The sequence below is a fragment of the Emticicia sp. CRIBPO genome (assembly GCF_009905725.1).
GTDB lineage: Bacteria > Bacteroidota > Bacteroidia > Cytophagales > Spirosomataceae > Leadbetterella.
In genome coordinates, this window is sequence record NZ_JAAAKV010000008.1 from 219,011 (window position 1) to 245,970 (window position 26,960).

General features: G+C 42.3%; 25 protein-coding genes and 1 tRNA gene. 16 read left to right on the top strand and 10 right to left on the bottom strand.

All coding sequences use genetic code 11. From position 1 onward, the window contains the following. The first annotated feature begins 162 nt into the window (after positions 1-162). From sufC to GVN16_RS17800, 6 genes are all read left to right on the top strand, one after another. A complete protein-coding gene (gene sufC / locus GVN16_RS17775; protein WP_166565272.1) occupies positions 163-933 on the top strand; it encodes a Fe-S cluster assembly ATPase SufC in 771 nt (256 codons plus the stop codon). A 39-nt stretch (positions 934-972) separates the two neighbouring features. Further along, complete coding sequence (gene sufD, locus GVN16_RS17780; protein WP_229244226.1) at positions 973-2,271, top strand: Fe-S cluster assembly protein SufD; 1,299 nt, start codon at positions 973-975, stop codon at positions 2,269-2,271. 140 nt (positions 2,272-2,411) lie between these two features. Beyond that, entirely contained in the window at positions 2,412-3,632 is a 1,221-nt protein-coding gene (locus tag GVN16_RS17785) for a cysteine desulfurase (RefSeq protein ID WP_166565274.1), read from the top strand. Continuing rightward, entirely contained in the window at positions 3,629-4,051 is a 423-nt protein-coding gene (locus GVN16_RS17790) for a SufE family protein (protein WP_166565275.1), read from the top strand. Before GVN16_RS17785 ends, GVN16_RS17790 begins: the two co-directional genes overlap by 4 nt. Positions 4,052-4,123: 72 nt before the next feature. Beyond that, a complete protein-coding gene (locus GVN16_RS17795; RefSeq protein ID WP_166565276.1) occupies positions 4,124-4,441 on the top strand; it encodes a DUF59 domain-containing protein in 318 nt (105 codons plus the stop codon). 112 nt (positions 4,442-4,553) lie between these two features. Further along, on the top strand, positions 4,554-4,976 hold the full coding sequence (locus tag GVN16_RS17800) for a BrxA/BrxB family bacilliredoxin (protein ID WP_166565277.1): 423 nt from the start codon (positions 4,554-4,556) through the stop codon (positions 4,974-4,976). A gap of 60 nt (positions 4,977-5,036) precedes the next feature. Here the strand turns inward: GVN16_RS17800 and hemW are convergent, their stop codons facing one another. The 5 genes from hemW to GVN16_RS17825 all read right to left on the bottom strand — a co-directional run bounded on the left by hemW (position 5,037) and on the right by GVN16_RS17825 (position 11,205). Next, positions 5,037-6,179, bottom strand: a complete 1,143-nt coding sequence (hemW, locus tag GVN16_RS17805; protein ID WP_166565278.1) for a radical SAM family heme chaperone HemW — start codon at positions 6,177-6,179, stop codon at positions 5,037-5,039. Next, a complete protein-coding gene (locus tag GVN16_RS17810) occupies positions 6,179-6,952 on the bottom strand; it encodes a class I SAM-dependent methyltransferase (RefSeq protein WP_166565279.1) in 774 nt (257 codons plus the stop codon). The genes hemW and GVN16_RS17810 overlap by 1 nt, the downstream gene beginning before the upstream one ends. 98 nt (positions 6,953-7,050) lie before the next feature. Beyond that, a complete protein-coding gene (locus GVN16_RS17815; protein WP_166565280.1) occupies positions 7,051-9,465 on the bottom strand; it encodes a heavy metal translocating P-type ATPase in 2,415 nt (804 codons plus the stop codon). 97 nt (positions 9,466-9,562) lie between these two features. Then, positions 9,563-10,021, bottom strand: a complete 459-nt coding sequence (locus tag GVN16_RS17820; RefSeq protein ID WP_166565281.1) for a hypothetical protein — start codon at positions 10,019-10,021, stop codon at positions 9,563-9,565. Positions 10,022-10,110: 89 nt separating this feature from the next. Further along, entirely contained in the window at positions 10,111-11,205 is a 1,095-nt protein-coding gene (locus GVN16_RS17825) for a chorismate mutase (RefSeq protein ID WP_166565282.1), read from the bottom strand. Positions 11,206-11,460: 255 nt separating this feature from the next. Here GVN16_RS17825 and GVN16_RS17830 point away from each other — a divergent pair, with 255 nt between their 5' ends. Genes GVN16_RS17830 through GVN16_RS17840 form a run of 3 tightly spaced genes read left to right on the top strand, consistent with a single transcriptional unit; the run spans position 11,461 to position 13,550 of the window. After that, positions 11,461-12,552 carry a proline dehydrogenase family protein gene (locus tag GVN16_RS17830; protein WP_310587443.1) on the top strand — a complete coding sequence of 364 codons (1,092 nt, stop codon included), beginning with the start codon at positions 11,461-11,463 and terminating at the stop codon, positions 12,550-12,552. Positions 12,553-12,556: 4 nt separating this feature from the next. Then, complete coding sequence (locus tag GVN16_RS17835; RefSeq protein WP_166565284.1) at positions 12,557-13,300, top strand: lipoprotein signal peptidase; 744 nt, start codon at positions 12,557-12,559, stop codon at positions 13,298-13,300. A 1-nt stretch (position 13,301) separates the two neighbouring features. Then, the gene (locus GVN16_RS17840; RefSeq protein ID WP_166565285.1) at positions 13,302-13,550 is read left to right on the top strand and encodes a hypothetical protein; all 249 of its coding nucleotides are present in this window, start codon (positions 13,302-13,304) and stop codon (positions 13,548-13,550) included. A gap of 81 nt (positions 13,551-13,631) precedes the next feature. On the opposite strand, the gene GVN16_RS17845 is transcribed toward GVN16_RS17840, so the two are convergent. From GVN16_RS17845 to GVN16_RS17860, 4 genes are read right to left on the bottom strand one after another with little or no spacing between them, the layout of a single operon-like run. Next, entirely contained in the window at positions 13,632-14,285 is a 654-nt protein-coding gene (locus GVN16_RS17845; protein WP_166565286.1) for a LysM peptidoglycan-binding domain-containing protein, read from the bottom strand. A 17-nt stretch (positions 14,286-14,302) separates the two neighbouring features. Beyond that, positions 14,303-14,785: a 5-(carboxyamino)imidazole ribonucleotide mutase gene (purE, locus tag GVN16_RS17850; protein ID WP_166565287.1), complete on the bottom strand. Its 483-nt coding sequence runs from the start codon at positions 14,783-14,785 to the stop codon at positions 14,303-14,305. A 13-nt stretch (positions 14,786-14,798) separates the two neighbouring features. Next, the gene (locus GVN16_RS17855) at positions 14,799-15,935 is read right to left on the bottom strand and encodes a 5-(carboxyamino)imidazole ribonucleotide synthase (RefSeq protein WP_166565288.1); all 1,137 of its coding nucleotides are present in this window, start codon (positions 15,933-15,935) and stop codon (positions 14,799-14,801) included. A gap of 31 nt (positions 15,936-15,966) precedes the next feature. Continuing rightward, positions 15,967-16,692, bottom strand: a complete 726-nt coding sequence (locus GVN16_RS17860) for a hypothetical protein (RefSeq protein ID WP_166565289.1) — start codon at positions 16,690-16,692, stop codon at positions 15,967-15,969. 69 nt (positions 16,693-16,761) lie between these two features. Between GVN16_RS17860 and GVN16_RS17865 the strand changes: the two genes are divergently transcribed. From GVN16_RS17865 to GVN16_RS17875, 3 genes are all read left to right on the top strand, one after another. After that, positions 16,762-18,078, top strand: coding sequence for a deoxyribodipyrimidine photo-lyase (locus tag GVN16_RS17865; RefSeq protein WP_166565290.1), 1,317 nt, complete (start codon positions 16,762-16,764; stop codon positions 18,076-18,078). 105 nt (positions 18,079-18,183) lie between these two features. Next, a complete protein-coding gene (locus GVN16_RS17870) occupies positions 18,184-21,042 on the top strand; it encodes a PD-(D/E)XK nuclease family protein (RefSeq protein WP_166565291.1) in 2,859 nt (952 codons plus the stop codon). 157 nt (positions 21,043-21,199) lie between these two features. Next, positions 21,200-22,033, top strand: coding sequence for an alpha/beta fold hydrolase (locus GVN16_RS17875; RefSeq protein ID WP_166565292.1), 834 nt, complete (start codon positions 21,200-21,202; stop codon positions 22,031-22,033). 191 nt (positions 22,034-22,224) lie between these two features. Here GVN16_RS17875 and GVN16_RS17880 read toward each other — a convergent pair. After that, positions 22,225-22,309, bottom strand: a tRNA-Ser gene (locus GVN16_RS17880). 351 nt (positions 22,310-22,660) lie between these two features. On the opposite strand from GVN16_RS17880, the gene GVN16_RS17885 reads away from it, so the two are divergent. From GVN16_RS17885 to GVN16_RS17900, 4 genes are all read left to right on the top strand, one after another. Further along, positions 22,661-22,894, top strand: coding sequence for a 4a-hydroxytetrahydrobiopterin dehydratase (locus tag GVN16_RS17885; RefSeq protein ID WP_166565293.1), 234 nt, complete (start codon positions 22,661-22,663; stop codon positions 22,892-22,894). 421 nt (positions 22,895-23,315) lie between these two features. Continuing rightward, positions 23,316-24,008: a 16S rRNA (cytidine(1402)-2'-O)-methyltransferase gene (gene rsmI, locus GVN16_RS17890; RefSeq protein WP_166565294.1), complete on the top strand. Its 693-nt coding sequence runs from the start codon at positions 23,316-23,318 to the stop codon at positions 24,006-24,008. Then, entirely contained in the window at positions 23,995-24,741 is a 747-nt protein-coding gene (gene fabG, locus GVN16_RS17895; RefSeq protein ID WP_166565295.1) for a 3-oxoacyl-[acyl-carrier-protein] reductase, read from the top strand. Before rsmI ends, fabG begins: the two co-directional genes overlap by 14 nt. A 109-nt stretch (positions 24,742-24,850) precedes the next feature. After that, positions 24,851-26,947 (top strand): VWA domain-containing protein, encoded by a 2,097-nt coding sequence (locus GVN16_RS17900; RefSeq protein ID WP_166565296.1) that lies wholly within the window; start codon positions 24,851-24,853, stop codon positions 26,945-26,947. Positions 26,948-26,960: the final 13 nt, after the last annotated feature.

Sequence of the window (26,960 nt, forward strand, 5' to 3'; positions counted from 1 at the left end):
GAAATTGCCAAAAAGTAAAGGAAATAACCTGTTTTCGGGTCAAATCTTTTCGCTTTTGGGGAACGTGGTTCGTTTATTTAGAGTTTATATAAATATTAGCACAATGATTTTAGTATTTAGTGCTATCTTTGTGGTCGAAAAAAAACGTTGAAATTTATTATTATGCTGAAAATCAGTAATTTACATGCAAGGGTAGAGGAAAAAGAGATTTTAAGAGGTATAAATCTTGAAGTCAAACCTGGCGAAGTACATGCCATCATGGGACCGAATGGTTCCGGCAAGAGTACTTTGGCTTCTGTTTTGGCTGGAAGAGAGGATTATGAGGTTACAGAAGGCACAGTTGAATTTTTAGGTAAGGATTTATTAGAACTTGCTCCTGAAGAAAGAGCAGCGGAAGGTATTTTTCTGGCATTTCAATATCCTGTGGAAATTCCGGGTGTTACCACTGTCAATTTCCTGAAAACAGCCATCAATCAGATCAGAAAGTATCACGGTAAAGATCCTATAGATGCAGCTCAGTTTCTTAAACTGATGAAGCAGAAAGCCAAATCTGTGAAAATAGATGATCAGCTGCTCAGAAGATCTCTGAACGAAGGTTTTTCCGGTGGCGAAAAGAAAAGAAACGAGATTTTCCAGATGGCGATGCTTGAGCCTCAGCTGGGTCTTCTTGACGAAACCGACTCAGGATTGGATATTGATGCACTCAGAATTGTCGCTGACGGCGTGAACGAACTGCGTTCTGCCAACAGGTCATTTATCGTAGTAACTCACTACCAGCGTCTTCTTGATTATATCGTCCCTGATTTTGTACACGTATTGTACAAAGGCAGAATCGTAAAATCAGGAACGAAGGAGCTCGCTTTGGAGCTTGAAGAAAAAGGTTATGATTGGATCAAGGCCGAAGCGGATGCCGCAGAAGCTTCAGTGGCTTAATTTTTAACCCAATAAAGAATTTAGATGTCAAATACAGATATGCAAACTCAGTTATTGTCTGATTTTCAGGCGTATCAAAACGGGTTGAACGGGAAGGCTGAAACACCTTTCAACCAGTTGAGAAGGCTCGCAATGGACAATTTCTCCAACCTGGGTTTTCCTACCACCAAACATGAGGAATGGAAATATTCCAATGTTAAAAAACTGGTAGAAAAATCTTATAATTTTCACCCGAAAAGTGAGGCCGGCGAAGATGAGCTTTCAGCATTGCCCATTCCTGATCTTGCCGGAAATATCCTTTACTTTATTAATGGTATTTTTCACCCCGAGCTTTCTACCTTACAGACTCCGGATGATAAACTGAAGATCATTACTTTAAGCCAGGCGATCACGGAGTTTCCGGATTTGCTGAATGAATATTACGGGAAATTCACGGATAACATCACTGAATCATTCACCGCCCTCAATACGGCCATGGCCAATGACGGTGTGGTGGTTTTTATTCCTGACAATACGACACTCGAAGAACCGGTGATCATGAGGATGATCGGAGATGTGAGAGAGGAAAATGTAGGTTCATTTGTAAGAAACCTCGTGGTAGTCGGTAAAAACGCCGAAGTTAAAATTGCAGAATCATTCAGAACCCTGGGCGAAAAGTCAGGTTTTGTGAATGCTGTGACTGAAATCATCGTTGGAGAAGACGCCAGAGTGGATTATTATAAAGTACAGGATGACAACGATGAATCGTTCCATATCGGTACAACACAGGTGTATCAGAAAGACAGAAGTTATTTTTATTCGGCTACAGTGACCATCAACGGTGGTTTTGTCAGGAATAACCTTAACCTGATCCTTGACGGGCAACACATTAATTCGTACATGTACGGATTGTATATTCCTGACAAAAAACAACATATCGACAACCACACCCTGGTAGACCACAGAAAGCCTAATTGTCAGAGCAACGAGCTTTACAAAGGTATCCTGATGGGTAAATCAACAGGTGTTTTCAATGGTAAGATATTTGTTCAGGAAGATGCCCAGAAAACCAACGCCTATCAGAACTGCCGTAACGTGATTGTTTCGGATTCTGCTACCATGAACACAAAACCGCAGCTCGAAATCTGGGCTGATGACGTTAAATGTTCCCATGGTACCACCACAGGTAAATTGAACGACGACGCTATATTTTATATGCAGTCAAGGGGTATTCCCAAGCAGGAAGCCATTAAACTGCAGTTACTGGCCTTTGCTGAAGATGTAGTTTCGCAAATTAAAATTGATGGCATCAGAAACTATCTTGAAGTGCTGATTCGTGAGAAATTGCATGGGAATTAATCTCCGAAGATACGATATAAAGCACAACTGCCCCGGGCGGTTGTGCTTTTTGTTATCCCACACACAAACTAAAAGGTTTTAAAAGTTGTTGTCAAAGGACTCCCGTCTTGCGGGACCGGGATATAAAAAGTATAAAACTCATGGGCTTAGATATAGAAAAAATCCGTCAGGATTTTCCAATCCTTCACCAACAGGTTAACGGCAAAGACCTCATTTATTTTGACAATGCCGCCACTACACAGAAACCACTGCCTGTTTTAGAGGCATTAAGTGAATATTACGGAAAGTACAACGCCAACATTCACAGGGGCATACATTTCCTGGCTGAAAAAGCCACTTCTGCTTTTGAACTGACCCGTAAGGCTTTTCGTGAGTTTCTGAATGCGTCTTCTACGGAGGAGATCATCTTTACCTACGGAACTACCGACGGTATCAACCTTGTAGCTCAGACTTACGGCAGAAAATTCCTGAAAGAAGGCGACGAGATCATCATTTCAACCATGGAGCACCATTCCAATATTGTGCCCTGGCAGATGCTTTGTGAAGAAAAAGGCTGTATCCTGAAAGTCATTCCGATTGATGATGACGGAAACCTTATTTTTGAAGCTTATGAACAGCTTTTGAATGAGAAAACCGCTATCGTGTCTGTAGTGCATGTTTCCAATGCCCTGGGAACCATCAACCCGATCAAACAGATTATTGAAAAAGCCCATGAATTCGGGGCGGTGGTGTTGATTGACGGAGCCCAGGCTTCTTCTCACATTGATATTGATGTTCAGGCACTTGACGTTGATTTTTATGTACTTTCGGCTCATAAATTGTATGGTCCGACCGGTATGGGTATTCTTTACGGCAAAAAGGACCTGCTCAATGCCATGCCTCCCTATAGAGGCGGCGGTGAGATGATCAAGGAAGTGACTTTCGAAAAAACGACCTATAATGACCTCCCCTATAAATTTGAGGCAGGTACACCGAATATAGCAGACGTAGTAGCTGCAAAGATTGCCCTGGATTATGTCAAAAACCTTGGTAAAGAAAATATTGCTGCCTATGAAAATGAATTGCTGGAATATGCCACTGAGAAGCTACAGAAGATTGAAGGCCTGAAGATCATAGGGCAGGCCAGAGAAAAAGTCAGCGTGATATCGTTTGTCATGGAAGGCATTCATCCCCAGGACGTCGGAGTGATCCTTGACCAGCAGGGAATAGCCGTCAGGACCGGGCACCATTGTACCCAGCCCCTGATGCAAAGATTCGGCATTCCGGGTACTTCCAGGGCCTCATTTGCGGTTTATAACACCAAAGAGGAGATCGACAAATTGGTTGCGGGTATTGAAAAAGTAAAGAAATTTTTATTATGACCATTAATGAGATCCAGGACGAAATAATTGAAGACTTTGAATTATTTGATGACTGGGAACAAAAATACGAGTATATCATCGACCTCGGTAAGTCCCTGAAAGGACTCGATGATCAATATAAGACAGAAGAGAATATCATAAAGGGTTGTCAGTCAGTGGTTTGGTTGAATGCATTTATGGAAGACGGCAAGCTTTATTTTGAAGCAGACAGTCAGGCTATCATCGTTAAAGGCCTGGTAAGCATGCTTTTGAAGGTATTGTCCGGCCACACTCCCAGGGAAATCGTTGATGCCGATCTTTATTTTATCGAGAAGGTCGGTTTGTCGAGCCACCTGGCACAAACCAGGTCTAACGGCCTTGCATCGATGGTAAAACAAATGAAAATTTACGCCATCGGGTACGAGTCGCTGGAAAAGTAATAGTTTTGAAAAACAGACAAACTAAATTGATTTTTAGATTGTTATTTTGACAGCATTAAGAAAACAAAAAATATGACAGCAGAAGAAGAAGCATTAAAGGAAAGAGTGGTGGAAGCCATCAAGCAGGTGTATGACCCCGAAATTCCCGTTGATGTGTTCGAATTAGGACTTATTTATGATATAAAGGTTTTTCCGGTCAACAATATTTATATATTAATGACCCTGACTTCGCCTTCCTGCCCTTCAGCAGAGAGTATTCCTTCTGAAATTGAGCAAAAAGTGCGTGAAGTGGAAGGTGTGAGTGATGTGAGTTTGGAATTGACTTTTGATCCGCCTTATTCAACAGAAATGATGAGTGAAGTGGCGAAACTGGAACTTGGATTTATGTGACCTGTGACTGAGGAGAAAAATAAGACCCCTTTTTTCTTCAAAGTCGGAAATGGTATTTCAATATTCATTTAAATGTCTCTTCAGGGGTGAGAGATTAAAAAAGTAAATAATTATGTATCCTCCTCATTTAGTAGCTCCAATGAAGGAAGACCTTACCAAAGTAGGGTTTGAAGAGTTGTTAACTCCCTCAGATGTAGACAATTTCATGGCTGACCAAAAAGGTACGGCTCTTGTTGTGATCAATTCCGTTTGTGGTTGTGCAGCGGGTACTTGCCGCCCGGGTGTTAAGTTGTCATTGGAGAAAACTGAAAATAAGCCTGATCGTTTATTGACCGTTTTTGCCGGTGTGGACACCGAGGCTACCCAAAGACTAAGAGAGTATATTCCTATCCAGCCATCGTCTCCGGCGATTGCACTTTTCAAGGATGGTGAATTGATTCACTTTGTTGAGAGACATCACATCGAAGGCCGTTCTGCCGAGATCATCGGTACGCACCTGGCCGCTGTTTATGATGACGTTTGCGTAGCAGAATAATCATTGAAAAAATAGAGAAGAGGCACCTTGAACAAAGGTGTCTTTTTTTATGCCCTTATCTCAGAAAAATAAGTCGGAAGCAATGCCGTCAGCAAACAGTTTGCCTTTTTTGGTTAATGTAATGGTGTTTTCAGCCAAAAGAAGATGCTCAGAATGCATGTACATTTTAAGGGTCTCTTCAAACTCCCTGGTTATTTCTCCCGACTTGGATTGAAGAAGTTGAAGGTCGATGCCCCATTTGGTCCTGAGCCCCGTCAGGATATAATCGTTGGCCTGTTCCTGGGGTGTCAGATGCTCTATTTCAAATGGTACTTTTCCCAGTCCGATAGAATCTGTGTATTTCCTGTTCTGGCTGACATTATACTGTCGTGATACCCCATTAAATGAATGGGCAGAAGGTCCGACGCCTAAATATTCATGTCCCTGCCAGTAGGATGTATTGTGCCTGGAGTAATTACCGTTTTTGGCAAAATTAGAGATCTCGTATTGTTCATAACCCGATGCACCCAGTTTACTGATCAGCAATTCGAATTGTTCAGACGCAAATTCATCATCAACAGGAGGGATCTTGTTCGTCTTCTGCCATTTACCGAAAACGGTCTTTTCTTCAATCGTCATGCAATAACAGGAAATGTGCGGCACATCGAAAGAAACAATCTTTTCCAGGTCTTTCAGCCAGATATCATGTTTTTTGTCGGCCGGAATGCCTTCCTCTTTGCCATGAATCGCATAAATCAGATCAAGACTCAGGTTCTTGAACCCAAAATCCTGGGCCATCTTAACGGAGTTTTCTGCTTCAAACGAGGAGTGAATCCTGTTGATAAACCTGAGATGTTCTTCGTTGAATGTCTGAATACCGATGCTTAACCTGTTAATGCCATGTTTTTTCCATAACCGGAGGTTATCCATGGTAATATCATCAGGATTGGCCTCTAAAGTTATTTCAATATCAGATGAAAGGCTGAAATGTCTCGCGACAGTCTCAAAAATCAGGTCAAACTCAGATGCATTGAGCAGGGAAGGAGTGCCGCCCCCAAAATAAATGGTGGTCAGTTCCTTTTCTTTCAGATAGTCTGCCCTGAGTTCAATTTCCTTTGAAATGGCTTCAATGACCTCTCTTTTATGGCTCAGATTGGTACTGAAGTGAAAATCACAATAATAGCAGGCCTGCCTGCAGAAAGGAATATGAAGATAAAGGTGCATTACTTGGTGCCCACGAAGAAGAAATCGATGCATTTTTCCGGCTCATCGCTCAGATAATGATCGTCCCAGTTGATTTCGGCGGCCAGTCCTCCGGTTCCGTCCAGCAGCTTGTTCCTGTTGAATCTGTTCAGTATCTCATAAGGCACCTGCAGCATCCAGCCCGGTAAGCGGTGCTGAAGGTCAAGAAAGTCCCATTTCATGATTTTATTGACTGAAGCCTTATTTTCTTCGTAGTAGGCCCAGACTTTGTCGTTTCCGCCAACGCCCTTGGTCTCAACTGTCGGGAAATACTTTTCCATCAGGCTTTTAAGCTCCTGGGTGTTGTATTCACGGATGTGCCATGGATTACGGCTGAGAGAATAGACCCTGTTTACAGTAGTCAGAAATATTTTCCCCCCAGGTTTCAATACCCTGTGGGCTTCTTTCAAAAACTTATGATCATCCTGGATGTGCTCAATCACCTGGAAAGTGACGATATAATCGAAGGAATTGTCTTCAAACTCGTCCAGAAACGGCAAATTGACCGTGTTAAAATAATGTGTGGGGTGTTTTTCCTGTAAAGCCTTGATCAGCTCCGTGTTTTTATCAAGTCCTGTAAAATGATCACAGGCCGCAATCAGCTTTTCTACGCCCCTTCCCCAGCCGCAGCCCAGTTCAAGCACCTTTCCTTTGATCACTTTGGCGGCTTCTTCGTAAGGGAAATATAATCTCTGATGAACCGGATTATCTGACAGGATTTCTTTGCTGGCTATTTCGGTCGTAGCGTATGACATATACAGGTATTTACATTTAGTTTGCTAAAAACAATGCAAATTACGAGCCTTAACCGACAAATCAAAAAATGTCTGACAGGTTTCTGAGTTTCGGCGGTTTATTTGACCCATTTAAGCCTCAGGCTGTTGCTGACCACGCTGATACTACTCAATGCCATCGCTGCCCCGGCTATCATCGGATCGAGTAAAAACCCGGTAAAAGGATACAGCACACCCGCGGCAATCGGAATTCCGGCCAGGTTATAAATAAAAGCCCAGAATAGGTTCTGACGAATGGTCTTCGTGGTTTTCTTGGATAGGTGAATGGCTTGTTTGATTTTGGTCAGATCGCTTGAGATAATCGTCATCTTGGCCACGTCCATGGCCACATCGCTGCCTTTACCCATAGCGATGCTTACGTCGGCCTGGGCCAGGGCATTGCTGTCGTTGATGCCGTCGCCTACCATGGCTACAATTTTGCCTTTCTGCTGCAGATCTTTTATAAATGCGGCTTTATCTGCTGGTAAAACCTGTGATTTGAAGTGCCTGATGCCTGTTTCTGTGGCTACAGCCCTGGCGGTTTGTTCATTGTCGCCCGTCAGCATATACACTTCAATGCCTTCGTCCTGTAGCTCCTTGATGGCGGCAACGGAGGTGCTTTTTATCTTATCTTTAATAGCAATGACGGCTATTACCGATGTTTCATCACAAAAAAGAACAACTGTGCTGGGTTCTGCTGCCAGTCCGGTGATTGTTTTCTTTGTTTCATCATTTATGGCAATGCCTTTTGATAAGGCAAGGATCTCATTACCGATGATGTATCTTTTTTGTTCATAATGGCCTTCAATGCCCTGCCCGCTTATGTTCGAGACCTCTATATTATTAAGGAATTTCCCGTTCATATGCTTCACGACAGCTTCTGCCAGTGGGTGCTCAGATGATTTCTCGATACTGAACAGAATGTTGCTGAGTTCTTCTGTTTTATTTTTCAGCCATATCAAAGAACTGACTTCCGGTTTGCCTTCAGTGATCGTTCCTGTTTTATCCAGCACAATGGCGTTGATTTTACCGGCTGATTCCAGGCTTCCGGCGTCTTTGATCAGGATACCCTGGCTGGCTCCTTTGCCCACACCCACCATAATGGCAGTAGGGGTGGCCAGACCCAAAGCACAGGGGCAGGCGATCACTAAAACAGTCACCATAGCCATTAAACCCTGCGTAAAGCCATTGTCTCCGCCTAAAATCACCCACGCCAGTAAACTCAGCAAGGCTATACCAATGACTACTGGCACAAATATACCTGCAATCTTATCCACCAGTTTCTGGACCGGGGCTTTACTTCCCTGGGCATCCTGCACCATTTTGATGATCTGGGCCAGTAGCGTTTCGCTGCCGACTTTATCGGCCCTGAACTGAAATGCCCCTTTCTGGTTAATGGTGCCGGCAAATACTTTTTCGCCTTCAAATTTAGCCAAAGCCACAGGCTCGCCGCTGATCATGCTTTCATCCACATAGGAATTCCCGCTGGTGACAGTGCCGTCAACGGCTATTTTCTCCCCGGGTTTGACCAGGATAATGTCCCCGGTTTTGACTTGTGAGATGAGCATTTCCATCTGGTGTCCTCCGTGATGAACCACCGTGACACTCTTGGGCTGTAAACCGATCAGCTTTTTAATAGCAGAAGAGGTGTTTCCCTTCGCCCGGTCTTCCAGGACCTTGCCCAGCAATATAAAAGCAATAACTACTGCAGCTGATTCAAAATAAACATGCGGGTGTAGGCCCCTGGCATGCCAGAAATCAGGAAAAAGAGTGTTAAAAACACTGAAAAGATAAGCAACTCCTGTACTCAAAGCCACCAATGTGTCCATATTGGCAGATTTATGCTTAGCCTGTTTATATGCTCCGATAAAAAACTGTCTTCCGAAAAAGGCCACTACGGGCGTAGCCAAAGCCCACATGATGTAGTTGGCATAAGGGTGCTCCATCAAAGCGGGTGTCATCCCGATGATCACCAGAGGGACACTGAGGGCAATCGACCAGATGGTTTTGAACTTTAACTTTCTTGATTGCTCATTTTGTAAATCTTCCAGTGAATCTTTGGCCTCTTCCGTCTCATCAATCATCAGGTCATACCCCACAGACTGGAGTGCAGCTTTTAATTTGCCGGCGTCGGTAATGGTAGGTATATATTCAACGGAAGCGGTGGTGTTGGCGTAGTTGACACTCACATTCACCACGCCGGGCTGATGCTGCAGTATGCTTTGGCTGCTGCTGGCACACGAAGCACAAGACATGTTCAACACCGGGAAGTTCTTTTTTACCGTCGTGACATCATATCCGAGGTCTCTGATGGCTGTCACAGCCTCTCCGATGGTTGATTCTATCTGATCTGAGGTAATAAAAGCCCTGTTATTGTTCAGTTCTACGCCATGTTCTTTAACCCCCGGGACTTTGCCCAGGCCTTTGTCAACAATCAGAGCACAATGCTCGCTTTCTACCCTTTCAAGGGGCAGGTATATCTTTTTATCTGACATCTTTTACTTATTTGATGTTACAAAGTTAAGCTCTTATAGTCAGCTGCTTATTATATAATTATCTGTAATATTGGTATGATTTACCTTTGAAGGGTGGTCAGGCTTTATTTAATATAGCTGAAATGACCTCGGGATCAATGGTCTTGAGTGTCGGTTCATGAAAAACAGCTCTGAAAGGCGGTGATAACAGCGTTTCTCTTTCATAGAACTCAAAAGGAAGGTTTTTTTCAGTCAAAGGTGTTGACAGGAAATTGTTAATGGTTTCTTCAAAAGGCAGTTCACTCAGCCTGACATACTCAGCCATTATTTTTGCCCAGAAAACAGTGAGGGTTTCATGATAACCCGAATTTCCGTCATTTGTGCCGCCAAAGGAGGCATTCAGGGTAATAATGCCCGATTTGATCTGGCAAAGGGCATCAAAAAAGTCATGATGATAAACAAACCACAGGCCTACGGTGAGGTGGGCTTCATGTGTCCATTCTTCTTTGGCCAATGTTCTGGCCCTGAACCTGCCTACCAGTTCTTCAACCTGGTCTGAAGATAGCTTTTGTTCCATTGAAATTGAATGCTTTAAAACCATATAAAAACAAAAAACACTCAAATCGCTGTGAAATGAGTGTTTCCTGATAAAATAACTATTTAAAATCAGGCAGTTTGCTGATTCATTACTTCTGTTTGTTTTCTGATTGATTCCATGTGAATCAATTTGAACAGTTCTTCAACCATTTCGGTATAAAGATTAAGGCTTTTGCCCCATTCTGCTCTTGAACCATGCACCTGTTTCCATCTGTCCAGTTGAAGAACAGCTACATTGTTATCTCTTTTATATTCACCTAATTGCTCTACAACCGCCATTCTGCTGGCCAGTACTTCAAGCAATTCCCTGTCAAGATTGTCAAGTCTCTGGCGAAGACGATCCAGTTCACTCTGGAAATCGACACCGTAAGTAGCTTTTCTGATCTCGATAGATTTCAACATTTCACCCAAAGCGGCAGGAGTAAGCTGCTGAGAAGCATCAGACCACGCCTCATCAGGGTTTCTGTGAGATTCGATGATCAGACCGTCGTAGTTCAAATCCATAGCTCTCTGAGTCAGTTCAGCCAGGTAAGCTCTCTTACCGGCCATGTGGCTCGGATCACCGATCATAGGGATCTGAGGGAACAAAGTCTTGAATTCAACCGCAATCTGCCACATAGGAGAGTTACGGTACTTGGTTTCCTGTGCGTTAGAGAAACCACGGTGAATAGCACCCATTTTATTGATACCTGCACCGGCGATACGCTCAAATGCTCCAACCCAAAGGGCAAGATCAGGGTTAACAGGGTTTTTGATCAAAACCGGCACATCAACACCTTTCAATGAATCAGCAAGATCCTGAACGTTAAACGGGTTAACAGTAGTTCTGGCTCCGATCCACAATACATCCACACCATATTTAAGGGCAAGTTCTACGTGCTGAGGAGTAGCTACTTCTACAGCTGTTTTCAAACCTGTTTCTTCTTTAGCTTTCTGAAGCCATGGAAGTGCTTCTTCACCTTTCCCTTCAAAACTGCCCGGACGGGTACGTGGCTTCCACACACCTGCTCTCAAAATGTGAGCATATCCCTCTTTGGCAATACCACGAGCGGTTTCTAAAACCTGCTCTTCTGTCTCGGCACTACATGGTCCCGCAATGATCAATGGCTTATCGCCTGTTTCAATCCAACTGCTAAGCGGAAGAACGTCTAAATTTGCTTTCATTAAAATTATCCTTTAAATGCGTTCGAACGGTTTTTTTAGCCCGTTTCAAACATTAATCCCTAAACTGTAAAGTTAAATAAATCGTTTTGTAATATATTTGCAAAATATTTGACAGACTACTCAAAAAATTACATCGAATTTCAAAAAATGTCTTTAAAAACAAAGTCAACAGACATAAACCTCCAGGACACGTCAATCGCCTTCGAACATATCAGTAATAGAAACCTTAAAAAGACCTATTACATATTTGCTTTGATGAATCTGAATTGGCTCGTAAAGATAGGAACTTTTTTTATTAAACTTAGCCTGAAATTAGGATTACCGATAAAAAAAATTATCAAGAATACGATTTTCAGCCAATTTTGTGGTGGCGAAAACATTGTGGAATGCCGTAAAACGATAGATTCATTGGCCGAATTCAATGTAGGCACTATCCTCGATTACTCGGTAGAAGGTGAAGATAACGAATCTGATTTCGAAAGGACCAAAGATGAAATCATCAGAACCATTGAAATTGCTTCTAAAAACAGGGACAAAATTCCGTTTTCAGTATTTAAGGTTTCAGGCATCGGCTCTGTCGATCTGCTCGAAAAACAACAGCTGGGAGAGGAGCCGCTGGAAGAAGAGGAGAAAAAAGCCTTTGAGGCCATTAAAAGAAGAGTATCTGAAATTTCAGCCAAAGCCGCTGAGCTGGAAGTAAGGCTGTTTTTTGACGCAGAAGAAAGCTGGATTCAGGACACCATCGATTCGCTTTGCTACGAAATGATGGAGAAATTCAATACCGCCGGACTTGTCATCATTTATAATACCTACCAGCTTTACAGGTATGATGTGCTCGACAACTTTAAGAATTCGGTTGAAACAGCCCAGCATAAGGGATATAAAGTAGGAGCGAAGCTGGTCAGAGGGGCTTACATTGAAAGAGAAAGGCTGAGAGCCAGTGAAAATGAATACAAAGACCCCATCAACAGAACCAAGGAAGAAACCGACGAACACTATGATGCCGCAGTTGATTTTTCGCTGAATCACCTGGATACTGTCGCCATCTGCCTGGGAACTCACAACGACGAAAGTTGTCTGAAATGCGTGAAACTGATGGATGAACTGGATATAAATCCTAAGGACAGCAGAATTTATTTTGCACAGTTATTAGGCATGAGTGATAATATTTCCTTTAATTTGGCAAAAAGTGGTTTTAATGTAGCCAAGTATGTGCCTTATGGTCCGGTTGAATCGGTAATGCCTTACCTGTTCAGAAGAGCCGCAGAGAATACTTCGATTGCAGGACAAAGCAGCCGTGAATTTTTATTAATAAAAGAAGAATTAAGAAGGAGATACAAAAAATAACCCAATGAAATCATCGCAGAAGTATTTTTTATTTGCTTTACTACTGATTATAATCGACCAACTCATTAAATTATGGATGCATTTTGTGGTTCTGCCCAATCATTTTGGAAATATTGACCTGATCCCTAATGTTTTTAAACTTCACTACGTTCTTAACAAAGGCATGGCCTTTGGAATGGAGCTGGGAGGTGAGTATGGTAAGCTGGCATTGACGTTATTCAGACTAGTGGCGATGGTGGGCATTGGATGGTATTTGAATCACCTGGCTAAGATAGGTTCGCATGAAGGATTACTCTGGTCTGTAGCGGCCATCTGGGCAGGAGCGATCGGTAATGTCATTGACAGTACGTTTTATGGGGTTCTGCTTGAGGGAAATATGCCTCTGGAGGCTTCTACGCCCTGGTTTCACGGACAGGTGATCGATATGTTCTATTTCTATTTCCTGGATGGTTTCTGGCCTGAGTGGGTGCCGGTTTTAGGAGGCACATATAACTCGACCCCGATATTTAACTTTGCAGATGCCTGTATTTTTTGTGGTGTAGTGGTTATTCTGATATTTCAGAAGTCATTTCTCGATAATAAGGTATATGATGACATGAGAGAAACGGTTTCAGAAATCACTGAAGCGGATGCTCCTGAAGAAACTGAAGAAGTTAAAGAAGAAGAGGCAGCAACCGATGGAGATAATATTCAATCTGAAAGCAGGGAAGATATTCAAAATGAAGAAAATTTAAACAATAAAGAGTAAAATGGAAACCAGTACAAAAAACAGAATCCAGCGATGGACAATTGCTATTTGCTTGCTTTTTATCTTGTTTTTTGCATCGCAATTGCCCAATCCTAATGTGAGAAAAATATTGGTGTTGCTACCGGGATCGATAGCCGTTATTATACAATTGTTCATCCTGAGAGAGAAAAAGCGGAACAGCCTGAAAGTTCAGGGAATAATACTTCTGATATTAACCGTTCTGACTATGATACTTTCTTTGTATGCTTAATCAGGATACCGGTAAATTCAAGATATAAAAAAGGGCTGTTTTTCATGAAAACAGCCCTTTTCTTATGTAAAGCAAGATCGCTTATTCTTTATTCTTCTTAGGGATCACCAGCTTTTCACCCCTCTGGGCGAAGTTCTTGGTTTTACCGTTGGCTTTCATGAGCAAATCAAGGCTGATGTCGTATTTCTTGGCAACTACCCTCAAAACGTCTCCTGGTCCTACAGTGTGGATCGTCTGAACAGGTACCCTGAGTTTTGTAACACCTACTTTGATACCGCTTGGTTCAACTCCTGAATTATTGCTTTTTAAAGTATTGACGGAAACGTTATAGCGGTTGGCAATACCGTTGAAGGTTTCTCCGCTTTCAACCAGGTGGCTGGTGAACTCACCTTTTGAAGATGATTTTTCAACAGGCTTGGTTTCTTCTTTTTTGGTTTCGGTCACTTTTTCTGTCTTTTTAGGAAGGTCTATAACCGGCTCTTCTTCGGCAGGAGCAGCAGTTGCAACATCTGTCGATGAAGAAGCTTCTGTATCTTCTTTTCCTTCTGAATCAAATTCTCCTACAGCTTTAACCGGCTCATCAGTGATTTCACTGGCGTTTGAGGCGTCATCAGACATAAAATGCCAGCCTACATACAACAAAAGGCAGATGATTCCGATTAAGGCTCCTAAAACTACAACAGGTAGATTTTTGGAGGTTTCCTGGGGCTTAGGGTTTCTTTCTTCAAATTCCATAATTTAATAATTGTTTATTATGCACGTTTAATTGCGGTACTCATTTGATTAACTTTCTCTTTTAATTCTTCCTTGTAGGCCAGCAAAGCATCAGAGATCTTTACATCTGATGTGCCGATGATCTGCACAGCGAGCAGCCCGGCGTTGGTTGAGGCATTTAAGGCGACGGTCGCTACCGGAACACCGTTCGGCATCTGAAGAATCGACAGGATGGAATCCCAGCCGTCTATAGAGTTGCTTGATTTTACAGGGACGCCTATGACCGGAAGAATGGTACACGAGGCCACCATCCCAGGAAGGTGTGCTGCACCTCCCGCACCGGCAATGATGACTTTCAGGCCTCTTCCGTAAGCTGTGGAAGCATAATCGATCATTTTTTCAGGAGTTCGGTGGGCCGATACTACATCCATTTCAAATGGAATACCAAACTTTTTCAGGATTTCGACTGCACCAGACATAACTTCATAATCAGAATTGCTCCCCATTATTATTCCTACCATTGAATTCGAGTTTTTATGAAATTATTCGTAATGTTTTTTTTACAAAATTGACTTTTTCTTTTAATTTTTCAAAGTCGGAATCAATTATTGTTACGTGTCCCATTTTTCTGAACGGTTTCGTTTTGCTTTTACCATACAGAAACGGATGCACGCCTTCTACTTTCATGATTTCTTCCATGCCTTCGTAGATGGCTTCTCCTGTGTAACCATCAGCTCCGAGCAGATTGACCATGGCAGCAGGGGCTATCTGGCCGGTTTCGCCTAACGGCAGATCAAAAATAGCCCTGAGGTGTTGCTCAAACTGGGAGGTGAAGTTAGCCCTCTGGCTTTGGTGTCCGCTGTTATGAGGTCGCGGGGCAACTTCATTGACCAGGATGTCACCTGATTGGGTCAGGAACATTTCTACAGCCAGCAATCCTACGATACCGAAAGCCTCAGCGGTCTTTATCGCAATCTGAGCTGCTTTTTCTGTGGTAGAAGCGTCAATATCCGCCGGGGCAAATAAATATTCTACCAGGTTGGCTTCAGGATGGAAGGCCATTTCCACTACAGGAAACGTTCTCACCTCGCCCGATTCGCTTCTGGCCACGATCACAGCCAGTTCTTTATCAAAATCGATCAGTTTTTCAAGCAGGCCCGGAGCGTCAAATGCCTTTGAAGCATCGGCTTCGCCTCGCAGAATCTGCACACCTTTGCCGTCATAGCCGCCTTTTCCGACTTTGTTGACCGCCGGAAGGAATTCAAGGTGGTTTTTTACAGATTCCCTGTCGTCTACGAGGACAAATTCTGCTGTAGGAATACCGTTTTGCTCAAAAAAGGATTTCTGAAGTCGTTTGTCCTGGATAATTTCAACAATACCTGGTTGAGGAAATACTTTGATCCCCAGTTTCTCCAGGTCTTTCAGGGCTGCAGTATTGATGTGTTCAATTTCAATGGTGATCAGGTCCATATCTTTACCAAAATCGTAAACAGTCTGGTAATCTGTCAGGGAACCTGTCACAAAATGATGGGCCAGGTGAACACATGAAGCTTCAGGATCAGGATCCAGAGCATGAATAATAAAATCAAAATCTATGGCAGATTGAATCAACATCCTGCCCAATTGTCCGCCACCAATAATTCCCAGTTTCTTCTTGTTATCAAAAGCCATTTCTATTGGTGTATGTTTTACTCACTTTCATTTATTTAACTTCAAAGTCTTTCTCTTTAAGACCTTTGTTGATTTTTATGCTTTGAAGTTCCGAAACGATTTCTCCCATTTGACCTACTTGTTTTTTTACCAGGGCAAAAAGGATCGGAGAACCTTTCAGTGCTTTATAATTTTCATAAAGCACTGTACTTTCAAATTTACCACGGGGGCTTTCATTCACAGAAAAAGTTTTCACTTTTAATCCTGTAGCCTTGTCATAGTAATCCTTCCAGGTTTTTTTGGTCGGATCAGTCACTTCAACTACATAAGCAGGCTTATCGTTCACGTTTTCAGTTCCGGCCAGTTTATGAGTGTAACCATTCTCGTCATATATGGCTTCAAGAAAAGGAAAAGTTCTCAATGCCTCGGCTTTGGCTTCTTCCCCGGTTTTAGGTTGTTGTCCCGGGCCGTTGCCACCACCGAAACTGCTTTTTCTGGCCAAGGTATTTCCGTCGTATTTTGAACTCATCACTTCCATACCGTTTGAAAATATCGACATGCTTGATTTAAACGGAACGGCAAACTTCATTTCAGTTTCTGCCACCCCTCGCTGGGATTCAGATGTCGAATTCAGGGTTATATCTGTGATGGCCTTATAATTTTCACCGATTTTAGTTACCTCCAGATATTTGTTAATGACCTCTTTTGAGGTAGTTAACTCCTGGGCCCTCACCACCAGTGAAGAAAATGCAAGACAAAAAACAATTACTTTTTTCATGTTAGGTTGAACGTTTAATTTGGATAAACATTTTTAATCGTTTCAAAGTTAAATTAAAAATCAATTGAAATGAAGAAAAAAAGTGAAGTTGCGGTATTTTGGTTCAGAAGGGACCTCAGGGTGGAAGACAACGCCGGTTTGTATCATGCCCTGAAAAGCGGATATCCGGTGCTTCCGCTCTTTATTTTCGACGAAACCATCCTTAATCAGCTGGAAGACCGGAAAGACAGGCGGGTAGCTTTTATACATTCTGCGGTTGAGGCTGTTCATCATGAGTTGGCTACGTTCGATTCTTCATTATTCGTAAAAAGTGGTGAAGTAAATCAAATATGGAAAGAAATTGCGGCAGAATTCGATGTCAAAGAAGTTTACACCAATCATGATTACGAATTATATGCCCAAAAGAGGGATAAACAGGTAGGGCAGATGCTGAATGAGCTCGGGATTCCTTTTTACACTTTCAAAGACCAGGTCATATTTGAAAAAAACGAGATACTGAACAACAATGGCGGTCCTTATACCGTGTTCACCCCATATTCCAGGAAATGGAAAGAAAAGCTGAATGATTTCTTTCTAAAGCCATATCCTGTTCACCAATACATCCGTCAACTCCTGAAGCTCGAACCCCTGGAGATTCCTTCTCTGGCGGCCATAGGTTTTGAGTCAGCCACAGTTGATTTTAAAAGACCGGTTTTAGATGAAGAACTGATCAGTGAATACCATCTGAAGAGGGATATTCCTTCAGTAAAAGGTACTTCGCAACTGAGTGTTCACCTGAGGTTCGGGACGATAAGCATCAGAAAATTAGCCTCTTTGGGATTAAAACTGAATGAAACATGGCTGAATGAACTGATATGGCGTGATTTCTATATGAATATCCTCTGGCATTTTCCGCATATCAATGAGGGCCGGTCTTTTAAAAAGGACTATGACAACATCAAATGGAGGAACAACACAGAAGAGTTTGAAAGATGGTGTAACGGCACCACCGGCTTCCCGATAGTAGATGCCGGCATGAGGGAACTCAATGCCACGGGTTTCATGCATAACCGGGTAAGGATGATCACCGCGAGCTTTCTTTGCAAGGACCTGTTGATTGACTGGCGTTGGGGAGAGGCTTATTTTGCCAATAAACTCATGGATTTTGATTTCTCGGCCAACAACGGTGGCTGGCAGTGGGCTTCCGGAAGCGGTTGTGATGCTGCTCCTTATTTCAGGATATTTAATCCCGATGCACAAACCCAGAAATTTGACAAAGACCTGAAATACATCAGGAAATGGATTCCTGAATACGGCACGCCTGATTATCCTCAGCCCGTTGTAGATCATAAAACAGCCCGCGACCGCACCCTGGCCGCTTACAAAAAGGCCCTGGAAAAGGGTTGATATAAATGGTGCCTCTTCATCCCGGCTGGTATTTTCCATTTTCCTTTTATCAATAATTGAAAAATGATTGCTTACTTTTAAGTCTTAAAATTGATCAAAAGGTTTATGCCATCTTTTCTCAGCGATTCTGCAAAGTATATTTTTGAAAAACATGCTATAGACAATATCCGCAATGCTATAGTGGTTTTGCCAAGCAGGAGAGCTGTTTTCTTTTTTAAAAAGGAACTTGCTGCCTGCTCGGATATCCCTTTTTTATCTCCCCTTGTGTTTTCAATAGATGACTTTGTGCTGAAGTTTTCAGGGCTGAAAACCCTTGATTCGGTTTCGCTGTTATTTGAGCTCTTTGAAATATTCAAGGAAATAGACCCTGATGTTTCTTTTGACAAGTTCATCGGCTGGGCCCAGACCTTGCTTAAAGACTTTGACAGCATTGACCAGGCCATGGTGGAAGACCCTCACATGCTTTTTAATTACATGAGCGAAGCTGAGGCTATAAAACGCTGGGATCTGGAGGAAAATAGCGAGATGTCTACCATTTCTCAGCTCTATTTTGGTTTTTTCGAGAAACTTTCGATGGCTTATTCAAAGCTTTATCAGCGGCTTCTGACGCAGGGTTTGGCTTATCGCGGGATGTCTTACCGCATCATGGCGAATGAAGTGGAAAAGCTGATTTCTGAAAACGCCAATATCTCCCGGTTCTATTTTGTAGGGTTAAATGCCCTGAGCAGGGCTGAAGAACGCATCATAGAAAGCCTGGTGAAGGCCGGTAAAGCTGAATGCCTTTGGGATACGGATGAATATTATATGAAAACCGGCAATAAGGCCGGTAAAGTACTCAGAGAATATAAAAACTCAGGGAAATACGGAGAATGGAACTGGATTAATTCATATTTAATTAATAATAAGAAAGAAATACGAATATTCGGACTTTCAAATAATGTCTTTCAGGCCAAACTGGCCACGAAGCTCATAGAAAGACAAAATGAAGGGAATGCGGTCATTGTGGTGCTGGATGAAGGGCTCATTCAGCCATTGCTTTTAAGTATTCCTGACGGCATCAAAGATTACAATATTACAATGGGTTTGCCTTTGGGAAACTCCCTGATCGCGTCTTTTATTGATATTCTGTTTGAAATTCAGCAGAACAAAATCAAAGACCTGAGAAACAACGGACAATTTAAATATAACCATCGGGCCATTTTCAAACTGATCAATCATCCGATCATCAGGATTCTCAAGAATGAACACATTGACGGGGGTAAAAAACTGGATGATAACGCCGAAGCGGTTAAAAAACTGATCCTGTCTAAAAACATGGTCTATATTTCGGTTGCTGACCTGCTGCGAAACAAAATAGAGTCGCCTCTGTTTGAGCTGGCCCTGACAGACTGGGAAGAAGACCCTGTAAAATGTCTGGAAGCTATTCAAAGCATGGCTGAGCTGCTCCGGGACTTTCTGAGGGTATCCGGTAATCCGATGGAATCAGAATTCTTCTTTGTGCTGACCAAGATACTTAACCGGCTGGACACTATTTTAAAGGAGCGTGAGATACTCAGTATTAAAAGCCTTAAAATACTACTTAAAGAGCTTTTTAAGCAGGAGAGGGTGCCTTTTTCAGGGGAGCCGGTGGCTGAGCTGCAGATCATGAGCATGCTTGAAACCCGCTGTCTTGACTTTGACAATGTTTACATTTTGTCGTTAAATGAAGGAATTCTGCCTTCATCGAATAAAAACAACTCTCTGATCCCTTATGACGCAGCCAAGTACTTCGGTCTGCCGCTTTATGCAGATCAGGACTCTGTGATGGCCTATCACTTTTTCAGGCTCATGCAGCGGGCTCAGAACGTTAATCTCATTTATCTTCTGCCCGACAAAGAAGGCGTAGGCGGCGGTAAGGACAAAAGCAGGTTTATTTACCAGGTTGAAGAAGAGCTGAGCAAAGCCAACCCAAACATCCGCATAGAATATCCCCAGATTGAATTTGAAGGCATTGAGATCGTCGCCGAATCAGAAATAGAGATAGAAAAGAGCAGTGAGGTACTGGTGAAAACAAAGAATTTCCTCCGGAATAAGGGCTTTTATCCATCTTCTGTTAATCAGTACGTCAATTGCACTCTTCAGTTTTACTGGAGCCACATTGATAAGATATCCGAGCCTGAAGAGGTGGATGATACCTTAGGACCTGATATTTTCGGAAATATACTTCACAAAACATTGGAGCTGATTGACCAGGCCTATATGGAAAGCGGGGCCGAAATCAACGAATTGGCCATTGAAATCATTAAAAGCAGTCTTTCAGATAAGATTGACAGCGTCATAGAAGAACATTACGGAGGATATGAGACCAAAACGGGCCTCAATTCCATTTTCAGGCAGATTGCCGGGAAACTGCTGGTCGATTTCTTTGACCAGCGATTGAAGGATGGAAGTTATCCTTTTTATGTATTGGCTACCGAAGAGAAAATCAGGACCGTCTTCCCGTATGATCATCTGGGAGAGTCTGTTACTGTGCAGATTTCCGGATTTGTCGACAAAATAGAATGGGATGGGGCAGCCCTCAAAATCATTGACTACAAAACGGGGAAAGTTGAATCGAGGGATCTTAAGCCGGGTAGCAAACAGACCCAAGAAGAGGCCTTGATGGATCCAGGGAAGGGTAAATTAAGGCAGTTGTACATCTACAGGTACATTCTGATGAGAAACATCCTGGATAACGGCTCACTTACGTTAAATAAAAAGCCATTTAAAAGCCATAACCTTATTCCACAGATTTATTCTTTCCGGAATCTGGGAGAAAACCTTGAACTGGAAGTATCCGATGATCCGGAGAAATTCATTTCTGAGACCTCAGATTTTCTTTCCGGGATTATCTCAGAGATACTGAATGAATCTGTACCCTTTAAACAAACCGAGGACACGGACATTTGTAAATACTGCGATTTTATCAATATCTGCAGGAGGTGAGATTTACAATGAGGCAATGATTGAATGATTGAATGTTTGAATGCTTGAATGCTTGGAGGCAGGGAACTGCACTGAACACAGGCGGATGCTTACAATTTATTAATCCGGGCACATCTGTGTGTTATTTTTTATTGAGGTAGCTTTGTGAAAAAAATGAATGAAAAAAGCTGAAACAAATATTGCACTGATGGCATTGGGTATCCTTTCATTGGTTGCTTCCTGTAAAAATATGAACGATCCTGGTCCTGTCTTTACAGAAACGAAGATCAGTTTAGCCACCCACCGGCTGGCGTCATTTTCAGTAATAAAAAATTCTAAGTATCTGGTTGTTTTTGAATCCGGATTGGGCAATGATCATACCGTATGGTCCCAAAAGGCGGTTGCTTCGCAAATAAGTAATGAATTTGATGTGCTCATGTATGACCGGGGAGGGTATGGCCAATCAGAAAATGGCCCGGGCCCAAGGAACATTGAACGCTTACGAAGTGAACTGGATAGTGTAATCAATCAATTTTCAAACGGAAGAAAGGTCATATTGGTCGGGCACTCGCTGGGCGGTTTGATCATAAGGGATTATGCAGCAAAGAACCCTCTTAAAACGGCAGCCCTGTTATTTGTTGATCCCTCGCACGAATTTTATAACCGTCCTTCCCAGGCTGAGGAAGATATGCTTTTTGAGGCTTCCAAAAAAGCCTATGGTGTAAATTTCGGAGGGACACTCGAGGCCAGGGAATTAATAGAAGACATCCAATACGTAAGCAAATTGCCCCCTTTGCCAAACATACCCGTAATTGTGCTGACCAGCATGCAGGTGGATGCTGCGAATCCGGCGTCAGCCAGGCAAACCTGGTTTAATGCTCATGAATTATTAAAAAATGGTGTAAGTGATTTCACACATGTCTCCACCAAAAAATCGGGACACTTTATCATGATTGAGGAACCTGAACTGGTCCTTGAAAATTTCAAATCATTGGTTTCAAAATTGCCTTAGAGATTACTTTCTTATTTTGCCCGCCCCAACACCATCTTACAAAAGCAGGAATCTGTGCCTGTAGTGTCAATAGTTTTTACCAAAAGAATAGAAGCATTCAGAACCCTCAATGAGGGTTTGTATCGATTGAACAGGGAATAAATGAAGGAATCAGCCAATAAAAAAGCCCGGAATTGCTTCCGGGCTTTTTGCAGAGAGAGAGGGATTCGAACCCCCGGACCTTTGACAGTCAACGGTTTTCAAGACCGCCGCATTCGACCGCTCTGCCATCTCTCTAATTCGCTAACAGTATATCGTTCTCGAAATGTGGGTGCAAAGATACCCGCATATTTTTATAATGTCAAGTAAATATTGAAAGTTTTTTAATAGTTTTTCTGAGTACACTCAGAATCAGATGTCTACGTCATGAAATTTATTTTTATTTCCTGTAATCCTTAGTTAAAAACGCTCCGATAATCAGGGAAGGCCGTTTTTGTGATTTCCTTTTCTGCATTCCGGTTAATTAATGTAAACCGGGGATGTGAAGGGCAGGTTCGAAGAAATCTCCGCATTACAAAAGTAACTCCGCTCTTTTTTTATAGTTTTGTATTCAGATTCATAAACGGAAGTCTAAAACAGAGGACAGGTATGTGGCAAATTGAAGAAAATAAATTGGTTAAGGAATTTACATTCAAAGATTTTAAGGCGGCTTTTGCTTTCATGACAAAAGTGGCTGAAATTGCAGAAGCACTTGACCACCATCCTGAGTGGTCAAATGTCTACAATAAGGTTTTAATTAAATTATGCACGCACAGTGCCGGAGATAAAATTACTGTAAAAGACGAGGAATTAGCATCAAAGATTGATTTATTAGTAGCTTAATGTTGATAACTTGTTGATAATCAGTTGGGTTGCGATTAATTCACTTTTCAGGATTATTTTCTCCCGATTTGTTGCTTTTCAAGCTTGATTATTACTAAATTTTTAGTTTTAAAATGTCTTGAAATTGATTATTAATCAGAATATCAGCAGGTTATAAACAAATTTTCTTAACGATCATTGGTGGACCTCGGACGGTTTCTCAAAGAGATCAGGTAACTTTTCGGAAACTCAGGCTCTTTCTGACTTTTTAATTTTGAGGAAATTAAAATAGAACCCAGCAGGACAATGAAAATTAAAATAGCCATCTTTATAGTTTAGTTTTTGTTAGAGATGCGTTAATATATTAACTATTAGTCATTTAAGGAAGTAGAATAAAGTATTTTTATTGTATTTTTTTTATAAAAGTCTTAAAATCGGATATATGGCTCTCATTCTTGTACCAACACCTATCGGAAACCTTCAGGATATTACCCTGAGAGCCCTGGAAGAACTAAAAAGTGCGGATATTATCCTGGCCGAGGATACACGTACGACCGGTTTTCTGCTCAAACATTTTTCGATTTCCAAGCCATTGCAAAGTCACCATATATTTAATGAACATGGGACATTAAAAAAGATCATTGACCAGATCAAATCGGGAAAAAAGATTGTGCTGGTTTCGGATGCTGGCACTCCCGCCATCTCTGACCCGGGATATCTTCTCGTCCGGGAATGTATCAGTCACGGCATTGATGTAAACTGCCTGCCCGGGCCTACGGCCTTTGTGCCGGCATTGGTCAATTCGGGCCTGCCGACCGATTCGTTTGTTTTTGAAGGTTTTTTGCCCGTCAAAAAAGGAAGGCAAACCAAACTGACGGAGTTGTCTGAAGAAAAACGTACCATGATATTTTATGAGTCGCCTCACAGGCTGCTCAAAACGCTCCAGAATTTTATAGAATATTTCGGAAGTGACCGCAAAGCAGCGGTATGCAGGGAGCTTACAAAAATGTTTGAAGAGACGGTCAGGGGTGAATTATCCGAAATTCTTGCTAATTTTACAGATCGTACCGTTAAAGGTGAAATAGTCATTGTTGTTGAAGGTAAAAATTCAAAAAAGAAAAATGAAGTTAGTTGATCAAAAGAATGTTTTAATTACCGGAGCCTCAAGAGGTATCGGAAGAGCAATTGCAGAAGAATTTGCTAAAAACGGAGCTAATGTAGCTTTCACTTATCTGTCGAGTGTTGAAAAAGGCCAGGCTCTTGAAAAAGAGTTGTCTTCATACGGCACTAAAATCAAAGGATACCAATCGGATGCTTCTGACTATAAAGCTGCTGAAGAACTGGTTAATGCTGTGGTAGCTGATTTTGGTACCGTAGATATATTGATTAATAATGCAGGGGTAACCAAAGATACGCTGCTGATGAGAATGAGCGAGGAGCAGTGGGATGATGTGTTGAGGATCAACCTGAAATCTGTCTTTAACCTGACAAAAGCGGTTACAAAACCTATGATGAAAGCTAAATCAGGCTCAATCATCAACATCACCTCCGTAGTAGGATTGATGGGCAATGCAGGTCAGGCCAACTATTCTGCCTCAAAAGCCGGTATCCTGGGTTTTACCAAGTCAGTGGCCAAAGAACTGGGCTCACGTAACATCCGTTCGAACGCCGTCGCTCCTGGTTTTATCGAAACTGAAATGACCGGAGAACTGAACGAAGAACAACTGAAAGAATGGACAAAATCTATTCCGCTGAAAAGGGCAGGGCAGGGCTTGGACATTGCCAATGCATGTCTTTATCTGGCCTCCGACCTATCGGCCTACGTTACCGGACAGACGCTGGTGGTAGATGGCGGAATGCTGATGTAATATTATTTTTTTTCTGAGTGAAAGATTGGAAGTGGCTGTGATCCAGTTTTTTGTTTTATTGTCGTTATAAGAGGAAGAGGCCATATTTGTGTTTAATTCATCATACTATATGAAACCAGAATTGATTTTTCAATCTTCTCCGTTATATATTCTGATTTGCGTTTTAGTTGGCTTAGGCTATGCTTTTTTGCTGTACCAGAAAAAAACAACACTCACAAAGAAACAAAATCTTATACTTGGTGCCGGCAGGACTGTTCTTGCCGGCATTATTGCGTTTTTATTGCTTAATCCCCTGATTAAGACTTTTAACACGATGATCATCAAGCCGAAAGTCGTGATCGCCGTTGATAATTCCCGGTCAATGGCCTTTCCGGGCAAAAAAGCCGCAGATGATCTTTTTTCACAACTGACAGCATTGGTCAATGACCTTAAAGACAAAGGACTGGATGTAGACATCCGTGATTTTGTTTCTGAAGACCTGAACCCTGAGAATTTGCAGGGACAGGTTAAATTTGATGTCACAAACACCAACTTATCCCATTTAATTTCTGAAATTAAAACGAACTACGAAGGTCAAAACCTGACCGACCTGGTTTTGATTTCTGACGGAATCATCAACAAGGGCGTTTCTCCCAACTTCCAGAAGTACAATTTTAAAATACATACGGCCGGCTTTGGTGACAGCACACAGCACAGAGACGTGGCTATTGAAGGAATTACGGCCAATAAACTGGCATACCTCGGCAATAAGTTCAGGGTCAACGCTGATGTCAGTTCCCATTTATTTGCAGGGAAAAGTACCACTGTAAACATCAAAAGCAGTGAAGGGGCTGTTCTGGCCCGTCAGACGATCAACTTTACAAGCAATGACGATTTCCATGCCATCTCATTTGAACTGAACGCTGATAAAATCGGCAAACAGCTTTATACCATTGAAGTGGTGCCTGTGGCCGGAGAGTTTTCTTCGAGAAACAACTACAGGGAAGTGATCATTGATGTGGTTAACGGCAAGGAAAAGATATTGCTCGTGGCTTTTGCCCCGCATCCTGATATCAAAGCTATCAAAAGCATCATTGAAAAAAACGACCTTTTTGACCTGCAGATAAAGGTTTTACAATCTGACGATATCAACACGATCGGAACGGAACCTTTTGACCTGCTGATTCTGCACCAGTTGCCTGATGTTTACGGCACTTCGAATAACCTGGTGAACAGCCTTCTGGCCAAACAGAAACCTGTCTTGTTTATTCTCGGGTCTAAGGTGAATGTTCAGAGCTTCAATATGATGCAGGAAGTTGTCAGTATCAATTCGCCACTCAACAGGCTGGATAAAGTGACCGGAACGCAGGATGTCAACTTTAACCTCTTCAATTCTTCTGATGAAACAAGAAGGATTCTGGATAAACTGCCTCCTGTTTTAGTACCTTTTGGTGAATATAAACTGTTTCCGGGAGCAGAGACGATATTGCTGCAAAAGGTGGGTAATATTCCTACCGGAAGACCGCTTCTGGCTGTCAATGTGAACTCCAAAAGGAAATCCGGGGTGTTTTCAGGCGAAGGCATCTGGCAGTGGAGAATGGAAGAGTATGCCCTGACTGACAAGCAGGAGATCATAGATGACCTGATCACGAAAACACTTCAGCTGATCTCGATTAAGGACGATAAAAGAAAACTGAGGGTTTATCCGGTCAATGAAAGCTTCGGGATCGATCAGAAGGTAGTCCTTGAAAATGAAGCTTATAATGCATTGTTTGAGAAAATATACGATCTTAAAATTAACCTGGTGCTGAAAAGCAACCGCAGCCAGGAAAAGGTATATTCTTACCAGCTTACTAATGAAAACTCAAAGTTTGAGATTTCCAATCTTACGCCGGGCCTGTATTCTTATAAGGCTTCAGCTACGATCTTAGGAAAAGAAGAAACGGCAGAAGGGCAATTCCTGGTAACGGAATCTGACATTGAAAGCCTCAATTCCAAAGCAGATTTTGACCTGCTTAAGACGCTGAGCAGCCAGAACAACGGCAAGTTTGTGACGGCTAAGGATCTTGCTACCCTCAGGAACTTTATTGACAAGACCAACACGCCTGATAAAGTGATCAGCTCTGAAGAACTGAAAGAAATGATCAATCTGAAATGGCTTCTTCCTTTGCTTATATTGCTGGTTACTGTTGAGTGGGTACTGAGAAAGTATCTCGGAACTTATTAAAAAAGCTCCACCC